Below are 16,770 nucleotides of genomic sequence, written 5' to 3' on the forward strand. Positions count from 1 at the left end.
CCCTCTCAGGCCGGCTACCCGTCGTCGCCTTGGTGAGCCATTACCTCACCAACAAGCTGATAGGCCGCGGGCTCATCCTTCACCGCCGGAGCTTTCGACCCCCGCAGATGCCTGCGGGAGTGATATCCGGTATTAGACCCCGTTTCCAGGGCTTGTCCCAGAGTGAAGGGCAGATTGCCCACGTGTTACTCACCCGTTCGCCACTAATCCCCACCGAAGTGGTTCATCGTTCGACTTGCATGTGTTAAGCACGCCGCCAGCGTTCGTCCTGAGCCAGGATCAAACTCTCCGTGAATGTTTACTCGGCCAGTAAATTAATACAGCCGGTCGACACCACGAGAGCGGAACCACCGGAGGAATAGTCCAGTGGTTCACAGCGTCCTCGCTGTGTTTATTTCAAAGGAACCTCGTCCCAGTCATGATGACCGGAGACGGGGTATCAACATATCTGGCGTTGATTTTTGGCACGCTGTTGAGTTCTCAAGGAACGGACGCTTCCTTTGTACTCACCCTCTCGGGCTTTCCTCCGGGCGCTTCCCTTCGGTCTTGCGTTTCCGACTCTATCAGATCTTTCCGACCCGATTTCCTCGGTGCTTTCCAGGTTCCCGCTTCCGCGTTTCCCTTTCCGGCGGTTCCGACTCTATCAGATCTTTTCTCGACCTGATCCCCAGTCAGCGGGGCTTGTCTTCCCGGCCGTTGGGCCGTTCCGACGAGTGAGACTTTAGCGGATTCCCTGCTCCCGAGCGAATCGGGGGCTGCGTTCTTTCGAACGCGGATTCCCTATTCCGCAAATACACACGCCAGCGAAACGACGACTGACAGGCACAAGTGCACGACTGTCGTCGAGTAGAGGATGGTTCCTGCGGAGTGGCTGTCCGGGGACCGACCGGAGTCGGCTCTCACGTCGGACAACTCGAAGAACCTTACGGATGGGGTCGGGGCGTGTCAACTTCCGGGCGGACGGCATCCCGGAGGCGTACGCTGGTCGATGTGACTACGCGTACGTGCAACCAGCAGTGGTGGGCCGCCTGACGGCGGCCGGACTCACGTATGCACTCAACGGCCGCCGCCTCGGCGGCCGTTCTCGTATCTCCCTCCTGAGGGTCGGCCGGCCGGGCGCGGCGGCCTCGACCAGGAGGTAAAGAGATGGCGCGGGTCTTCAGCGGGGTCAAGCCGACCGGGCATCTGACGCTGGGGAACTACCTGGGGGCCATGCGGCGGTGGGCCGAGGTGGACCAGCATCAGGCGGACGCCCTGTTCTGTGTCGTCGACCTGCACGCGCTGACCGTGGACCACGATCCGGCGCGGGTGCGCCGGCTGTCCCGGCAGGCGGCGACCCTGCTGCTGGCGGCGGGGCTCGATCCGGAGCTGTGCACCGTGTTCGTACAGAGCCACGTCGACGAGCACGCGCGGCTGTCCTATCTGCTGGAGTGCGTGGCCACCGACGGCGAGATGCGGCGGATGATCCAGTACAAGGAGAAGTCCGCGCGCGAGCGGGAGCGTGGCGGCGGCGTGCGTCTGTCGCTGCTGACGTATCCCGTGCTGATGGCGGCGGACATCCTGGCGTACGGGACGGACGAGGTGCCGGTCGGGGACGACCAGACGCAGCACGTGGAGCTGTCCCGGGATCTGGCGGTCCGGTTCAACCAGCGCTACCGGCACACGTTCACGGTGCCGCGGGCGACGCCTCCGAAGGTTGCTGCGCGGGTGATGAACCTGCAGGACCCGACGTCGAAGATGGGCAAGTCCGACGACTCCGGGCCCGGGATCGTCTATCTGCTGGACGAGCCGGAGGTGGTCCGTAAGAAGGTCATGCGGGCGGTCACCGACAGCGGGCAGGACGTCGTCTACGACCGGGAGGATCGGCCCGGGGTGGCGAACCTGCTGGAGATCCTGGCCGCGTGTGGGGGCGGCGACCCGGAGGCACTGAGCGGGGAGTACGCGTCGTACGGCGCTTTGAAGAAGGACACCGCCGACGCCGTGGTCGAGTTGTTCGCGCCGGTGCGGGCCAGGCACCGGGAGTTGTGCGCCGATCCCTCGTACGTGGACGGGGTGCTGCGGGCCGGAGCGGCGAAGGCGCGGGACATGGCCAGACCGACGGTGGACGCCGCGTACCGGGCGATGGGGCTGCTGCCGGCCTGACCGTTCGACGGCCGGAAGGCCTGTCACGGCCGGGAGGGCCGGAAGGGCTGGGCGACGCTCTTGCTGACGGTCCTTGTCCGGCCGGTGGTGGCGGGCACCCCGCTCGGGGGTGCCCGGCGCCGTCCGGGGGCGGTGTCAGTTGTTGCCGGAGGCGAGTTCACGGCTGCGGTCGCGGGCCGCCTCCAGGGCGGCGATGAGCGCGGCGCGCACTCCGTGGTTCTCCAGTTCGCGGATGGCGTTGATCGTGGTGCCCGCGGGGGAGGTGACGTTCTCGCGGAGTTTCACGGGGTGCTCCCCGCTGTCGCGGAGCATCACGGCGGCGCCGATCGCGGACTGCACGATGAGGTCGTGGGCCTTGTCGCGGGGCAGGCCGAGGAGGATGCCGGCGTCGGTCATGGCCTCGACGAGGTAGAAGAAGTACGCCGGGCCCGAGCCGGAGAGGGCGGTGCAGGCGTCCTGCTGGGACTCGGGGACGCGGAGGGTCTTGCCGACCGCGCCGAAGATCTCCTCGGCGTGGGCGAGGTGCTCGGCGGTGGCGTGGCTGCCGGCGGAGATGACGGACATGGCCTCGTCGACGAGGGCGGGCGTGTTCGTCATGACCCGGACGACCGGGGTGCCCGCGGCCAGGCGCTCCTCGAAGAAGCCGGTGGGAATGCCCGCGGCGCCGCTGATGACCAGGCGGTCGGCGGGAATGTGCGGGGCGAGCTCGTCGAGGAGGGTGCCCATGTCCTGCGGCTTGACCGTGAGGATCAGGGTGTCGGCGGTCTTCGCCGCCTCCACGTTGGTGACCGGGGTGACTCCGTGGCGGGCCCGGAGTTCTTCGGCCCGTTCGGGGCGGCGCGCGGTCACCAGGAGGTCGGCGGGGGCCCAGCCGGCCCGGATCATTCCGCTGAGCAGGGCTTCGCCGATCTTGCCGGTGCCGAGGACTGCGACTTTCTGGCTCATGGATTCATCCTCGCACCGGGGGTGGCGGCCTCGGTCGGGTTGTCCGGCTGGCGGGACGCCGGACGTCCGGTGGGGCGTCCGTCCCGCGGTCGTGGAACGTCTTGCCCGTGATCATGGAACGCACGGACCGTGGTCGTGGAGCGGTTCGGTCCCCGTCCCCCCGTGGTCCGCCGTCTCGTCCGTCCTAGGGTGTGCGCCGCTTCAGGGTCGCCGCGCCCAGTCCCAGGACCAGCAGCGCGGCGCCCGCGACGATCAGCACGTCCCGGACGAACGTCGCCGTCATGTCCGCATGGCGCAGGACCTCGTTCATGCCGTCGACCGCGTAGGACATGGGCAGGACGTCGGAGATGCCCTCCAGGACCGGGTGCATGGAGGAGCGGGGTGCGAAGAGGCCGCAGAGGAGGAGCTGCGGGAAGATCACCGCGGGCATGAACTGGACCGCCTGGAACTCGGAGGAGGCGAAGGCCGAGACGAACAGGCCGAGGGCCGTGCCGAGCAGGGCGTCGAGCAGAGCCACCAGCAGGACCAGCCAGGCCGAGCCGATGACGTCCAGGCCGAGGAACCAGAGCGCGAGCCCCGTGGCCAGGGCCGACTGGATGATCGCCAGGATGCCGAAGGCGAGGGCGTAGCCGGCGATGAAGTCGCCCTTGCCGACGGGCATGGCGAGCAGGCGTTCCAGGGTGCCCGAGGTGCGTTCGCGCAGGGTGGCGATCGAGGTCACCAGGAACATCGTGATCAGCGGGAAGATCCCGAGGAGCGAGGCGCCGACGTTGTCGAAGGTGCGCGGGCTGCCGTCGAAGACGTAGCGCAGCAGGACCAGCATCAGGCAGGGGACCAGGATCATCAGCGCGATGGTGCGCGGATCGTGGCGGAGCTGGCGCAGGACCCGGCTCGCGGTGGCGGTGGTTCGGGAGAGGTTCAGGGCGCTGGTGGGCGCGGGGGCGGTCGGCGTGCTCATCGTGCTGTCTCCTTGGCGCGGCCTGCCGCGGCCGCTTCGTCGACCAGGTGCAGGAAGGCCGCCTCGACGGTTTCCGTGCCGGTACGGGATCGCAGGGCGTCCGGGGTGTCGTCGGCGAGGATCTCGCCCTCGCGCATGAGGAGGAGCCGGTGGCAGCGCTCGGCCTCGTCCATGACGTGGGAGGAGATGAGGAGGGTGGCGCCGCGGGTCGCGGCGATGTCGTGGAAGAGGTTCCACAGGTCGCGGCGCAGGACCGGGTCCAGGCCGACCGTCGGTTCGTCGAGGACGAGGAGTTCGGGGGTGCCGAGCAGCGCGACCGCGAGGGAGACACGGCTGCGCTGGCCGCCGGAGAGGTTGCCGGCGAGGGCGCCGGCGTGGTCGGTGAGGTCGACGTCGGCGATCGCCCGGGCGACGGCCTCGCGGCGGCGGTCGGCGGCGGACCGGCCCGGGTGCAGGATCGCGGCGAAGTAGTCCAGGTTCTGGCGGACGGTCAGGTCGTCGTAGACGGACGGGTCCTGGGTGACGTAGCCGATGCGGGTGCGGAGGGCCGGGTGGCCGGCGGGGCTGCCGAGGACCTCCAGGGTGCCGGTGACCTTCGCCTGGGTGCCGACGATGGCCCGCATGAGGGTCGACTTGCCGCATCCGGAGGGGCCGAGGAGTCCGGTGATCTGACCGCGGGGCACGGTGAAGTCGAGGCCGCGCAGGACGGTGCGGGAGCCGCGGACCGCGGTGAGGCCTTCGGCGCGGACGGTGTCCGTCTCCGCCGGGGGCGGTGGGTCCGAGGGATTATTCATCATGTGATGAATAATGCTCACGCGGCGGGGTGCCGTCAAGGGCCGGACGGGCAGACAGTGGTGGCCGGGCGGGCAGACGGTGGTGGCCGGGGCCCGGCGGGGTGAGCGGCTCGGGCTCAGTCAGGGCCGGCCCGGCTTGGTGGCGACGAGAAGCGGTACGTCGCAGGTCTCCCCGACGACGCCGTCCGGGAGGACCTACAACAGGGGGTCGCGTTCCTCGGCGAGGAAGGCGGCCCGGCGTTCCTCGGAGGAGATGGGCGACGCGAAGCGTCGGCGTCCGGCGACAGCGCCGCTGGGGGTGCCCCCTGCTCGAAGAGCTTGAGGGAGTACGTGCCGGACCCCGCGGACCCGGCGGGATCCGAAAGAGAGAGGCCTCGCTCGGGCGGCGCTGAGGCGCCGCCGGTGCCGGTGCCGGTGCCGGTGGCAAGCGGCCGGGATGTGGTCGTATGGCCGTGATCGTGCGGCCGGCCAGGGGCGGACAGCGTGTCTCAGGCCAGGAGGGCCGGGTCCGCGACGCGCGGCCGACCGGACGGGCTGAACGGGCCGGACGGACCAGGCGCACCAGCCGGACCAGGCGGACCAGCCGGACCAGGCGGGCCGGGTTGGCCAGACGCCCGGCGGGCTTCGCCGGTCAGGGGCGGTGGCGTTTCCTGGAGGGGTTGCCGGAGCGGCGGGTGGTTCGGCGTGCGAACTGCTCGCGGGCCCGCTCGTACTCCTGGCGGTGCAGTTTCTCGCCCGGGGCCTCGGTGAGGGAGCGGAAGAAGTAGGCGAGGAGGGAGCCGACGAAGCCGATGGCGAGCAGGCCGCGCAGGGAGGCCTGGCGCTCGGGGTCGGGGCGCTTGGCGAAGCCGTCCCAGGTGTGCCGGAAGGCCAGCGCGCTGCACACCGCGAACATCACGACGACCAGCAGCGAGACGAAGGTGCCCGACTCGGCGATCTGGAGACCCTGGTAGGCGAAGCGCAGCACCAGGCAGGAGACGGCGACCGCGACGAGCGAACCGGCGGCGGCCGCCACTCGGCGGGCCGGGTAGCCGTCGTCGTGGTGCACCCAGGTCGTGCCGAAGAAGCGGAGGGGCTCGGGTCGCGGGCCCGCGGGGGCCGTGGAGCCCGCGGGCGTGTCCGGGGTGCCGTTCTCGTCGCTCACGCGTCGATTATGGCTCCGGCGTCGCCGCGGGCTCCGTCCGGGATCAGCCGCAGCGCTGGGCGACGTAGCCGTCGCTGCCCGTGTGGACGTAGGCGTCCGAGACGTACTCGCCGCTGCCGATGTTGTCCCAGATGTTGCTGGTGCCGTACGGGCCCGTGACCGTGGTGCCCGGCGTCTGGCAGTAGATCGGCACGGAAGACCCCTCGGGCAGGACGCGCACGATGCTGTAACCGGTGCCCGGACCGCTGCGGACGTTCAGCTGGACGCCCGGCGCGATCGAGTAGTACCGCACGAGCGCCGTGACCGCGACGGACTCCTCCGTCGCCTTCTCCGCCCCCGTGACGACGGACCTCTGGACACGCTCGACCGACATGACGTACCTCCCCCGTTGCACCCCATGACTGCCATGGGGCCCCGTTGATTCCCCCGGAGCGCGCCACGAAACACCTGTGCGCACGTGGGCGCGACTCGCACGCGGAGGCTGGCAAGCCGCCTCTGTCCTGTTCGAGTCATCGACTAGGCTCCGTGCGTCGCGCGCGCGGACGAACAGCACCGGGGGTGGTCCATGACGCCACAGCGCAACAACGGAGCGAGCGCGGAAGCGGAACTTCCCGAGTACGCCGGTCACTACCGCCTGGAGGAGCGGCTGGGCTCCGGCGGCATGGGTGTGGTGCACCTGGCCCGCAGCACCTCGGGTCTGAAGCTCGCGGTGAAGGTCGTCCATGCCGCGTACGCGGTGGACCCCGAGTTCCGGGGGCGTTTCCGGCAGGAGGTGGCGGCGGCCCGGCGGGTCAGCGGCGCCTTCACCGCGCCGGTCGTCGACGCCGATCCGGAGGCCGAACGGCCCTGGATGGCCACCCTGTTCATCCCCGGGCCCACACTGTCGGAGCACGTGAAGCGGAACGGGCCGATGGCTCCGGCCCAGTTGCGCCGGCTGATGGCCGGACTCGCGGAGGCGCTGCGCGACATCCACCGGGTCGGCGTGGTCCACCGGGATCTCAAGCCGAGCAACGTGCTGCTCGCCGAGGACGGCCCGAAGGTCATCGACTTCGGCATCTCTCGCCCGACGGACAGCGAACTGCGCACCGAGACGGGCAAGTTGATCGGCACTCCACCGTTCATGGCACCCGAGCAGTTCCGGCGGCCGCGGGAGGTGGGACCGGCGGCCGACATCTTCGCGCTCGGGTCGGTGCTGGTGCACGCGGCGACCGGGCGCGGCCCGTTCGATTCCGACAGCCCGTACGTCGTCGCCTACCAGGTCGTGCACGACGAACCGGACCTGACCGGCGTGCCGGAGAACCTGGCGCCGCTCGTGCTGCGCTGTCTCGCCAAGGAGCCCGAGGACCGGCCCACTCCGGACGAGCTGATGCGGGAACTGCGGTCGGTGGCGGCCTCGTACGACACACAGGCGTTCATACCGGAGCAGCGCACGGCGGACCCGTCGTTCCCGGATGCGGCCGAGGAGAACCGGTCGCCCGCGTGGCCCGAGGGCGGCGCGGAGCGGCCGGAGTCGCGCGTCGGCTGGTCCGGGGCCCACGCCGAGCCACCGGAATCGCGCACGGGCCGGTCCGGGCCCGACGCCGGGCGGCCGGAGTCCCCCGTCGGCCGGTCCGGGGCCCGCGCCGAGCGCTCCCCGGCCCGAACCGGGCGGCGGCGCGGGGCGCTGGCGCTGGCCGCCGGCGGGCTCGCCCTGGCCGTGGCCGGAGTGCTCGCCTCGGTGCACCTGCTCGGCGGGAAGCCCCCGGAGCGCGACGCCCGGCCCCGGACCGCCGCGGCCGCGTTCTCCGGGTGGGCGGTGCGGCCGGTGCCCGGGGCGGATGGGGCGGCCCAGTGTGCGTACGGGGCGGAAACGTTGCTCTGTGCGCGGCCCGGTCTCGTCTACGCCGTCGATCCGGCGGACGGAACCCTGCGCTGGCGGCACTCCGTCGCAGCGATGGCCGTCGGCCGGCCGCCCGTCGTGTCGGGCGGTCTGGTGCAGCCGATGACGGACCACGGCCGGCTGCTGGAGGCGCTGGACCCCGCCTCGGGCAGGGCGCGCTGGCAGCGGAACGTTCCCGCGTACAGCGGGGTGCGGAACGTCGGCGGCATGGTGCTGCTCACCGGTACCGACGGGGTGGTGCGGGGCGTGGACGGCGCGACCGGCCGCATCAGGTGGAGCGAGCGGCTGCCGGCGCCGGCCCTGCCGTCCTTCTCCGCCTTCTCGTCCTTCTCCTCGTTCGCCGGGGACCCGCTCGCGTACGCGACGAGCACCTCGAGCGACGGGTCGGCCACGCGCGTCGTGGCGGTGAACGCGCGGACGGGGGCGGTGCGCTGGGACGCCCGGCTGCGGGGGACGCTGACGCCCGTCGGCAGCGATGACGGCTCACTCGTGCTGCTCGCCCAGCGGGGCGCCTACGTCGGTCAGGCCGAGGCCGTCGTCCGCTACACCCCGGCGTCGAAGGCGTCGGTCCGAGTCCCGCTGTCCGTGCCGGTGGACGGCGCGCAGGCGAGCGTGCGGGGCGGGATCGTGCATCTGCTGGGCGCCGGTGGCTCGCTGGAGGCGGTCGATCTGGCGGCGCGGAAGGTGCGGTGGCGGCTGGAGACGTCCGTCAGCCGTGGTTCGGCGCCGGTCGCCGACGCCCGCCATGTCTACTTCACCGGCGGCGACGGCCGGCTGCTGGCGGTCGACGCCCGCACCGGGCGGATGGCCGGGCAGACCGCGCCCCGGCTCGGCGCGCACGCGGACCGTATCGCCGCCGCGCTGCCCGAACCGGTGGTGGCCGGGAAGCACGTCTACGCGGCCGCCCCCGACGGGACCGTCTTCGCCGTGGACGGGCGCGCGCCTTCGGACTGGTGACGTAGCGGAGGTGCTGGTCGGGCGGGTGACGTTCGAGCACGCATGAAGGTGCGGGAAGGGGCCGTCTCCGAGGAGGCGGCCCCTTCGTGCAGTCGTTCCGGCAGTCGTTCCGGCAGTCGTCCCGGCCGCCGGGGGTCAGCCCAACTTGGAGACGTCCCGCACCGCACCCTTGTCCGCGCTGGTCGCCATCGCCGCGTACGCCCGCAGCGCCGCGGAGACCTTGCGGTCGCGGTCCCTCGGTGCGTACACCCCGTTCAGCGCCTGCGCGCGGCGGGCCAGCTCGGCGTCGTCGACCAGAAGCTCGATGGTGCGGCCCGGGATGTCGATACGGATGCGGTCGCCGTCCTCGACGAGCGCGATCGTGCCGCCGGACGCCGCCTCGGGGGAGGCATGGCCGATGGACAGGCCGGACGTGCCGCCGGAGAAGCGGCCGTCGGTGATCAGGGCGCAGCTCTTGCCCAGGCCGCGGCCCTTCAGGTACGAGGTCGGGTAGAGCATCTCCTGCATTCCGGGGCCGCCCTTGGGGCCCTCGTAGCGGATGACGACGACGTCGCCCTCCTTGATCTGCTGGGTGAGGATCTTCTGGACGGCCTCCTCCTGCGACTCGCAGACGACCGCCGGGCCCTCGAAGGTCCAGATCGACTCGTCGACGCCCGCGGTCTTCACCACGCAGCCGTCGACCGCCAGGTTGCCCCGCAGGACCGCCAGGCCGCCGTCCCTGGAGTAGGCGTGCTCGGCGGAGCGGATGCAGCCGTTCTCGGCGTCGTCGTCCAGGGAGTCCCAGCGCTCGGACTGGGAGAAGGCCTCCGCCGAGCGCACGCAGCCCGGGGCGGCGTGCCACAGCTCGACCGCCTCGGCGGACGGGGAGCCGCCGCGCACGTCCCAGGTCTTGAGCCAGTCCGCGAGGGAGGGGCTGTGAACCGCGTGCACGTCCTCGTTGAGCAGGCCCGCGCGATGCAGCTCGCCGAGCAGGGCGGGGATGCCGCCGGCGCGGTGCACGTCCTCCATGTAGTACGTGCGGTTCTTGGCGACGTTCGGGGCCACCTTCGCCAGGCACGGCACACGGCGCGAGACCGCGTCGATCTCGGTGAGGCCGAACGGGACGCCCGCCTCCTGGGCGGCGGCCAGCAGGTGCAGGATCGTGTTGGTCGAGCCGCCCATGGCGATGTCGAGCGCCATCGCGTTCTCGAAGGCCGCGAAGCTCGCGATGGAGCGGGGCAGGACCGTCTCGTCGTCCTGCTCGTAGTAGCGGCGGGTGAGGTCGAGGACCGTGCGGGCCGCGTCCTCGTAGAGCGCCTTGCGGGCGGTGTGGGTGGCGAGGACCGAGCCGTTGCCGGGCAGGGCCAGGCCGATGGCCTCCGTCAGGCAGTTCATCGAGTTGGCGGTGAACATGCCGGAACAGGAGCCGCAGGTCGGACAGGCGTTCTCCTCGATACGGAGGATGTCCTCGTCGGAGATCTTGTCGTTCACCGCGTCGGAGATCGCGTCGACCAGGTCGAGGGTGCGGACCGTGCCGTCGACCAGGGTGGCGCGGCCGGACTCCATCGGGCCGCCGGAGACGAAGACCGTCGGGATGTTCAGGCGCAGGGCCGCCATCAGCATGCCCGGGGTGATCTTGTCGCAGTTCGAGATGCAGATCAGGGCGTCGGCGCAGTGGGCCTCGACCATGTACTCGACGCTGTCCGCGATCAGGTCGCGGGAGGGCAGGCTGTAGAGCATGCCGCCGTGGCCCATGGCGATGCCGTCGTCGACCGCGATGGTGTTGAACTCGCGCGGGATGCCGCCCGCCGCGCGGACCGCGTCGCTGACGATCCGGCCGACCGGCTGGAGGTGGGTGTGGCCGGGCACGAACTCGGTGAAGGAGTTGGCGACCGCGACGATGGGCTTCCGTCCGATGTCCGCGCCGGGTACACCGGAGGCGCGCATGAGGGCGCGGGCGCCCGCCATGTTGCGGCCGTGGGTGACTGTGCGGGACCTCAGCTCGGGCATCGTCGCTCGCTCCTTCGGAGAGTTCCGCCGGCGAAACCGGCGGAGATCTGACGCAGTCGAGCCTACGCCGGTCATCCAGGGGTCGGGACGCGGTGTCCGAGATGCGGGACGCATGTCTCAGGGGTTCCGCGCGCTTGCGTTCGAGGGTCGTACACACCCGCGGGGGGTGACGGCCGCCGCCTCACCCGCGGGCTCACGCGCCCGTGAGGTGTCCCTGCACCACCGGTGCCACCCGGGCGATGATCTGCTCCAGGTCCGCCGAGGCCAGGGGCTCCACCTTGATCACGTACCGCAGCATCGCGCATCCCACCAGCTGGGCGGCGGCCAGCTCGGCGCGCAGTTCGGCGTCCGGCAGGTCGAGCTGCGCGGCGATGCGGCGCAGCAGCTGGGAGGCGATCAGGCGGCGGAAGACGGCGGCCGCGGTCTCGTTGTTCACCGCCGAGCGGACGATCGCCAGCAAGGGTGTGCGGGTGGTCGGGTTCTCCCAGACGCCGAAGATGAAGCGGGCCAGCCGCTCGCCGACTCCGTCCAGGGGGCCGTCGGCCAGCGCGTCGGGGGCGTTCAGGGCGGGCGCGAAGGCGACCTCGATGGCGGCGGCGAAGACCTGTTCCTTGGTGCCGAAGTAGTGGTGGACCAGGGCCGAGTCGACGCCGGCCGCCTTGGCGATCCCGCGTACGGAGGTCTTCTCGTAGCCGCGCTCGGAGAACTCCTCGCGGGCGGCGGCCAGGATGCGGTCGCGGGTGTCGGCGGACTCCGTGCGCGGCGGACGCCCCCGGCGGCGTGCGGGCGCGCCGCTCATGGCCGGTGCACCTTCACCGCCGACGCCAGGTGCAGTCGAGTGAAGGCGAGGGCCTCGGCCAGGTCGGCCTCGCGCTCGGCACTGGACATGGCGCGGCGGGTGTTGACCTCGATGACGACGTGGCCGTCGAAACCGGAGCGGGCGAGACGTTCCAGCACCTCGGCGCAGGGCTGGGTGCCACGGCCGGGCACGAGGTGCTCGTCCTTGTTCGAGCCCGCCCCGTCGGCGAGGTGGACGTGGCCGAGGCGGTCGCCCATGCGCTCGACCATCCGGAGGCCGTCCACGCGGGCCGTCGCGGCGTGGCTGAGATCGACCGTGAAGTGGCGGTAGTCCTCCTTCGTGACGTCCCAGTCGGGGGCGTAGGCGAGCATCTCGCGGTCGCGGTAGCGCCAGGGGTACATGTTCTCGACGGCGAAGCGCACATCGGTCTCGTTAGCCATCCGCCAGATTCCGTCGACGAAGTCGCGGGCGTACTGGCGCTGCCAGCGGAACGGCGGATGCACCACGACGGTGCTCGCGCCGAGCTTCTCCGCCGCCGCCCTGGCGCGCTGGAGCTTGACCCAGGGGTCGGTGGACCACACCCGCTGGGTGATCAGCAGGCAGGGGGCGTGAACGGCGAGGATCGGTATCCGGTGGTAGTCGCTGAGCCGGCGCAGGGCCTCGATGTCCTGGCTCACGGGGTCGGTCCACACCATGACCTCGACGCCGTCGTACCCGAGGCGCGCGGCGATCTCGAAGGCCGTCGCCGTCGACTCCGGATAGACCGAGGCCGTCGACAGGGCGACCTTCGCATCCGGGATGCGCACCACTGGTTCTGCCACGAGGGACAGGGTACGGGGCCGAACTCCGCGCCGGGGCGTCGGTTGCGTTCCTCTCCCGGCGGGGGTACGGCATCCGGCCACGCCCGTCATGAGGGCATACGCCGGTGGACGGCGCCCGGGCCGGAGGGGGGCCGGAAGGGGGGTGTGGCGGGTTTCACGTCGAGGGGTGGGGGCTGGGCCGGGGCAGGCCCAGAGCGCGGTCGGGACGGCCGGGTGCGCGGGCGAGCGGGAGGCGGCGGCCGGAGCCGGAGCCCGGGCCGGGCCGCCGTCGTAACCCGGGCGGTGAGCCGAAGCAGCCGTCGTGGCCCGGGCCAGGCCGGTCGCGGTCGTGGCCCGGGCCGGGCCGGGCCGCGGTCGCAACCCGGGCGGTGAGCCGAAGCAGCCGTCGCGGTCGTAGCGCGGGCCAGTGCCGCCCCCGGGGCGAGGCACGGCGCAGGGCCGTCCGGTGCCAGACGCCCCCCTGGGCCGCCCAGTGACCAGATGCCACCCGAGTCGGCCCCCACCTCACCCCGTCGGCATGTGGTCCAGTCTTCTGAGGATCACGCCCTCCCGCAGCGCCCACGGGCATATCTCCAGCGTCTCGACGCCGAAGAGGTCCATCGCGGCCTCGGCGACCAGGGCCCCCGCCAGCAGCTGGCCCGCGCGGCCGTCGGAGACGCCGGGCAGCTCGGCCCGTTCCGCGACCGTCATTCCAGCGAGGCGCGGCACCCAGTCCTCCAGGGACTCCCGCTTGAGTTCCCGCTGGACGAGCGGGCCGTCGGCCGAGCGGGCGGCGCCGGCCAGGCGCGCGAGCTGCTTGAACGTCTTGGACGTGGCCACCACGTGGTCGGGGGCGCCCAGGCGGCTGAACTCACCGACCGTGCGCGCGATCTCCGCCCGCACATGGCGGCGCAGCGACCGGACCGCCTCCGGCTCGGGCGGGTCGCCGGGCAGCCGGGCGGCGGTGAGCCGGCCGGCGCCGAGGGGCAGCGACACGGCCGCGTCGGGCTCCTCGTCCATGCCGTAGGCGATCTCCAGCGAGCCGCCGCCGATGTCGAGGACCAGCAGCTTCCCGGCCGACCAGCCGAACCAGCGGCGGGCGGCGAGGAAGGTGAGACGGGCCTCCTCCTCCCCGGTGAGCACCTGGAGCTCGACGCCGGTCTCGGCCCGCACGCGCGCGAGGACGTCGTCGGCGTTGCGGGCCTCCCGCACGGCGGAGGTGGCGAACGGCAGCAGGTCCTCGACACCCTTGTCCTCGGCGGCCTGGAGCGCCTCCTGGACGACTGCGACCAGCTTGTCGACGCCCTCGGGGCCGATCGAGCCGTCTCCGTCGAGGAGTTGCGCGAGCCGCAGTTCCGCCTTGTGCGAGTGCGCCGGCAGCGGGCACGCGCCGGGGTGCGCGTCGACCACCAGCAGGTGCACCGTGTTCGATCCCACGTCGAGGACACCGAGTCTCATGTACGGAACGCTACTGCCACCGGGCTCGTCCTCCGCCCCCGGAACCCCGCGCGGGACGTTGCCGTCCACGGCCTCGGGCGACTTACCCTGGACGCGTGCCAAAGACGAAAAAGGCGAAGACCGGAAACGCGGCAGACACGACAAAGCCGAAAAAGAAGGCAAGGACTGACGAGCCGGTCGTAGCAGCCGGTTCGGCGGAGGGTTCGTCGCCGGTGACGCCGTCGAAGCGGGCGAAGAAGCGTCCGGAGCCCGACGAGAAGGGACTCGACTTCGCGCGCGCGTGGGTGGAGTTTCCGGATCCCGCGGACGACGAGCAGGTCTTCCGCTGCGATCTGACATGGCTGACCTCTCGCTGGACCTGCATCTTCGGAAGCGGCTGCCAGGGCATCCAGGCGGGCCGCGCGGACGACGGGTGCTGCACGCTGGGCGCGCACTTCTCCGACGAGGACGACGAGAAGCGGGTCGCCGAGCACGTGGCGCGGCTGACCCCGGAGATCTGGCAGAACCACGCCGAGGGCACGAAGAACGGCTGGGTGGCGGAGGACGACGAGGGGTCCCGGCAGACCCGGCCCTACCAGGGCTCCTGCATCTTCCAGAACCGGCCGGGCTTCGCCGCCGGCATGGGCTGCTCGCTGCACATCCTGGCGCTCCGGGAGGGCCGCGAGCCGCTGGAGACCAAGCCGGACGTGTGCTGGCAGCTGCCGGTCCGGCGGACCTTCGACTGGATCGACCGTCCCGACGACACCCGCGTGCTCCAGGTGTCGATCGGCGAGTACGACCGCCGGGGCTGGGGGCCGGGCGGCCACGACCTGCACTGGTGGTGCACCTCGGCGACGTCGGCGCACGGCGCGGGCGATCCGGTGTACGTCTCCTACCGGGCCGAGCTGACGGAGCTGATGGGCAAGGCGGGTTACGACCGTCTGGTCGAGCTGTGCGAGCGGCGCCTGGCCGCGCAGCTCCCCCTGCTCGCACCGCATCCGGCGGACCCCGCGCCCCCGGCCGGTTCGGCGGACACGGCGGTCTGAGGGCCTGCCTCCGCCCGGGGGCCGGAGGCAGGTCTCCGCGCGGGGCCGGACCGGCCCCCGGCGTCGCGGTCCCCCGTCGCGCACCGAACGGTCCCTAGGACGGGCCGGAGGTGCCGCTGCCGCCGGGGGACGGGGCGGAGGACCCGGAGTCGTTGGTTGACGGGTCGGTCGGGGCCGGCGTGGGGTCGGCGGACGGCGGGGCGCTCGGAGTGGAGGGCGACGGCGACGGCGAGCCGGACGCCGTCGGGTGCGGGTCGGCCGTCGGCGTGGGGTCGCCGGGACGGGCCGGGCCGGGGACGGAGGGGCTCGGCGCGGTGCCGTAGCCCTCGATGGAGACGACGGATCCGGCGGGCGCGATCGCCACCCGCGCCCTCCAGTGGCCGGACGGCTCGCGCAGCGGGTCGACGTACACCCTGATCGTCGCCGTCTCCCCCGGCCGGAGCGTGCCGGACGACCGGCTCAGGTAGAGCCAGGACGCGCCCGTGGACGCGGACCAGTGGACCGGGTCCGGCCCGGACGCGGTCAGAGTGACGCGCGTGGTGTCGCCGCTGCTCGCGGCGGTCACGGTCAGGCTCTCGCCCCGGTGCCCGCCGTCGCGGCCGCTGAGCACCTCCACGGAGACGTCGGGCCGCTGGCCCGCGGAGGTGTCGGAGTCGGGCCGGGTGCGCGCGTTGCCGGTGTTCTCGTAGCCGCCCGCGCTCCCGCCGTCGACGGCGCCCGGTTCCTGGGCGTCGTGCGCGGTGGCGGAGGGGCTGCCCTGGCCCTCCCCGGTCGGGGTGCCGCGGTAGGCGGCCCACAGGGCCAGCACGGGGGCGGCGACGACGGTGGCGACCACGGTCGTGGTGACGGCACGCGCGCGGAGGCGGTCCCTGCGGGCCGCGCGGTCCTTGGGGTCCATGGGAAACCCGCGCCGGTCGAAGCGGGGCACGGTGCCCCGCGCGCGCGGGTGGTGCGCCATGGCGACGTGCAGGGCCGCCCGGGGCGCCTCCAGCACCGGCAGCTCGGCCGGGGTGACGGTGGCGCCGGGCCACCGGCCGGGGACCGCGCGCTCGGCGGTGCGGCGGCAGCGCGGGCAGTCGTCGACGTGCCGGACGAGCTCGCGCCGCAGGGCGGTGCCGAGGACGAGCTGGTTGTCCTCGGTGAGACGGGCCACGCTCGGGCAGGCGCCGGTCTCGACGACGGCGAGCGCCGCGCGGGTGCGCTCCACCTCGCAGGCGGCGGAGGCGAGCAGTTCGCGGGCGGCGGGCGGGGACATGCCGAGGACCGCGGCGACCTCGTGGGGCGGGAGGTGGTGGCGCACGGCCAGTTCGAGCGCCTCGCGCTGCTCGGGGGTGGTGCCGGCGGCCTCCGGCCAGGCCAGCAGGGCGAGTTCGCGCCGCCGATTCTCCCGCACCTCCTCGGTGGCGGGCGGCGGCGCCGCGGGCCCGGCGCCGCGCTGCCGGCCGTCGCCGGGGCCGCTCCGGCCCGCGGCATGGGTGCCCTGACGTTTCTGCTTGGCCTCGGCCAGCGCGCGGAGGCACGCCCAGCGGGCCAGCGCGTACAGCCACGCGCGGCGCTCGCCCCGCGTCCGGGGCACGCGCTGCCCGCGCCGCTCGGCGAGCGCGAGGGCGTCACCGAGGGCGGTGGTCGCCGCGTCGTGGTCGCACAGGACGGACAGGCAGTAGGTGAACAGGCCGTCCAGGTACGGCTCGTAGCGCGCGGGAGGGCGCTGTGCCAGCGTGCGCGCCGCAGCGCGGTCGCGCGCCTCCCGGTGCGCCCGGTGTGCGCCGGTCGTTCGGATCGTGGTCTCCGGGCTGCTGCTCATCACCCGTGCGACCGTAGGCGGCGGAAGAATGCCCCTTCTTCTCCCTTCGGTACTTTTAATCCGTACGGGTGAAACG

13 protein-coding genes and 1 rRNA gene are annotated in these 16,770 nt (G+C 72.6%); 3 read left to right on the top strand and 11 right to left on the bottom strand.

Translation table 11 applies throughout. The features are described from left to right. A 16S ribosomal RNA gene (locus ACIQ9G_RS17760) occupies positions 1-295 on the bottom strand; the annotation flags it as partial. Between the two features lie 851 nt (positions 296-1,146). On the opposite strand from ACIQ9G_RS17760, the gene trpS reads away from it, so the two are divergent. Then, entirely contained in the window at positions 1,147-2,142 is a 996-nt protein-coding gene (trpS, locus tag ACIQ9G_RS17765) for a tryptophan--tRNA ligase (RefSeq protein WP_403610092.1), read from the top strand. 135 nt (positions 2,143-2,277) lie between these two features. Here trpS and proC read toward each other — a convergent pair whose 3' ends face one another. The 5 genes from proC to ACIQ9G_RS17790 all read right to left on the bottom strand — a co-directional run bounded on the left by proC (position 2,278) and on the right by ACIQ9G_RS17790 (position 6,356). Then, entirely contained in the window at positions 2,278-3,087 is an 810-nt protein-coding gene (gene proC, locus ACIQ9G_RS17770; RefSeq protein ID WP_403610095.1) for a pyrroline-5-carboxylate reductase, read from the bottom strand. Between the two features lie 184 nt (positions 3,088-3,271). Then, a complete protein-coding gene (locus ACIQ9G_RS17775; protein WP_403610098.1) occupies positions 3,272-4,045 on the bottom strand; it encodes an ABC transporter permease in 774 nt (257 codons plus the stop codon). Next, positions 4,042-4,842, bottom strand: coding sequence for an ABC transporter ATP-binding protein (locus ACIQ9G_RS17780; RefSeq protein ID WP_403610101.1), 801 nt, complete (start codon positions 4,840-4,842; stop codon positions 4,042-4,044). Before ACIQ9G_RS17780 ends, ACIQ9G_RS17775 begins: the two co-directional genes overlap by 4 nt. A 628-nt stretch (positions 4,843-5,470) precedes the next feature. After that, positions 5,471-5,983 carry an EamA/RhaT family transporter gene (locus ACIQ9G_RS17785; protein WP_403610104.1) on the bottom strand — a complete coding sequence of 171 codons (513 nt, stop codon included), beginning with the start codon at positions 5,981-5,983 and terminating at the stop codon, positions 5,471-5,473. A 43-nt stretch (positions 5,984-6,026) separates the two neighbouring features. Continuing rightward, positions 6,027-6,356 carry an SH3 domain-containing protein gene (locus tag ACIQ9G_RS17790; RefSeq protein WP_403610107.1) on the bottom strand — a complete coding sequence of 110 codons (330 nt, stop codon included), beginning with the start codon at positions 6,354-6,356 and terminating at the stop codon, positions 6,027-6,029. A gap of 192 nt (positions 6,357-6,548) precedes the next feature. On the opposite strand from ACIQ9G_RS17790, the gene ACIQ9G_RS17795 reads away from it, so the two are divergent. Beyond that, complete coding sequence (locus ACIQ9G_RS17795; protein WP_403610110.1) at positions 6,549-8,819, top strand: serine/threonine-protein kinase; 2,271 nt, start codon at positions 6,549-6,551, stop codon at positions 8,817-8,819. A 135-nt stretch (positions 8,820-8,954) separates the two neighbouring features. On the opposite strand, the gene ilvD is transcribed toward ACIQ9G_RS17795, so the two are convergent. The 4 genes from ilvD to ACIQ9G_RS17815 form a co-directional block, all read right to left on the bottom strand. After that, positions 8,955-10,808: a dihydroxy-acid dehydratase gene (gene ilvD / locus ACIQ9G_RS17800; RefSeq protein ID WP_403610112.1), complete on the bottom strand. Its 1,854-nt coding sequence runs from the start codon at positions 10,806-10,808 to the stop codon at positions 8,955-8,957. Between the two features lie 193 nt (positions 10,809-11,001). Beyond that, positions 11,002-11,607, bottom strand: a complete 606-nt coding sequence (locus ACIQ9G_RS17805; protein WP_403610114.1) for a TetR family transcriptional regulator — start codon at positions 11,605-11,607, stop codon at positions 11,002-11,004. Then, positions 11,604-12,428, bottom strand: coding sequence for a sugar phosphate isomerase/epimerase family protein (locus tag ACIQ9G_RS17810; RefSeq protein ID WP_403610116.1), 825 nt, complete (start codon positions 12,426-12,428; stop codon positions 11,604-11,606). Before ACIQ9G_RS17810 ends, ACIQ9G_RS17805 begins: the two co-directional genes overlap by 4 nt. 504 nt (positions 12,429-12,932) lie before the next feature. Further along, entirely contained in the window at positions 12,933-13,865 is a 933-nt protein-coding gene (locus tag ACIQ9G_RS17815; protein WP_403610118.1) for a Ppx/GppA family phosphatase, read from the bottom strand. A gap of 212 nt (positions 13,866-14,077) precedes the next feature. On the opposite strand from ACIQ9G_RS17815, the gene ACIQ9G_RS17820 reads away from it, so the two are divergent. After that, positions 14,078-14,890 carry a hypothetical protein gene (locus ACIQ9G_RS17820; RefSeq protein ID WP_403610120.1) on the top strand — a complete coding sequence of 271 codons (813 nt, stop codon included), beginning with the start codon at positions 14,078-14,080 and terminating at the stop codon, positions 14,888-14,890. Between the two features lie 94 nt (positions 14,891-14,984). On the opposite strand, the gene ACIQ9G_RS17825 is transcribed toward ACIQ9G_RS17820, so the two are convergent. Continuing rightward, a complete protein-coding gene (locus tag ACIQ9G_RS17825) occupies positions 14,985-16,694 on the bottom strand; it encodes a hypothetical protein (RefSeq protein ID WP_403610122.1) in 1,710 nt (569 codons plus the stop codon). Between the last annotated feature and the right edge of the window lie 76 nt (positions 16,695-16,770).

Origin of the sequence: Streptomyces sp. NPDC096152 (genome assembly GCF_044763235.1) — a bacterium.
Taxonomy (GTDB): Bacteria; Actinomycetota; Actinomycetes; order Streptomycetales; family Streptomycetaceae; genus Streptomyces.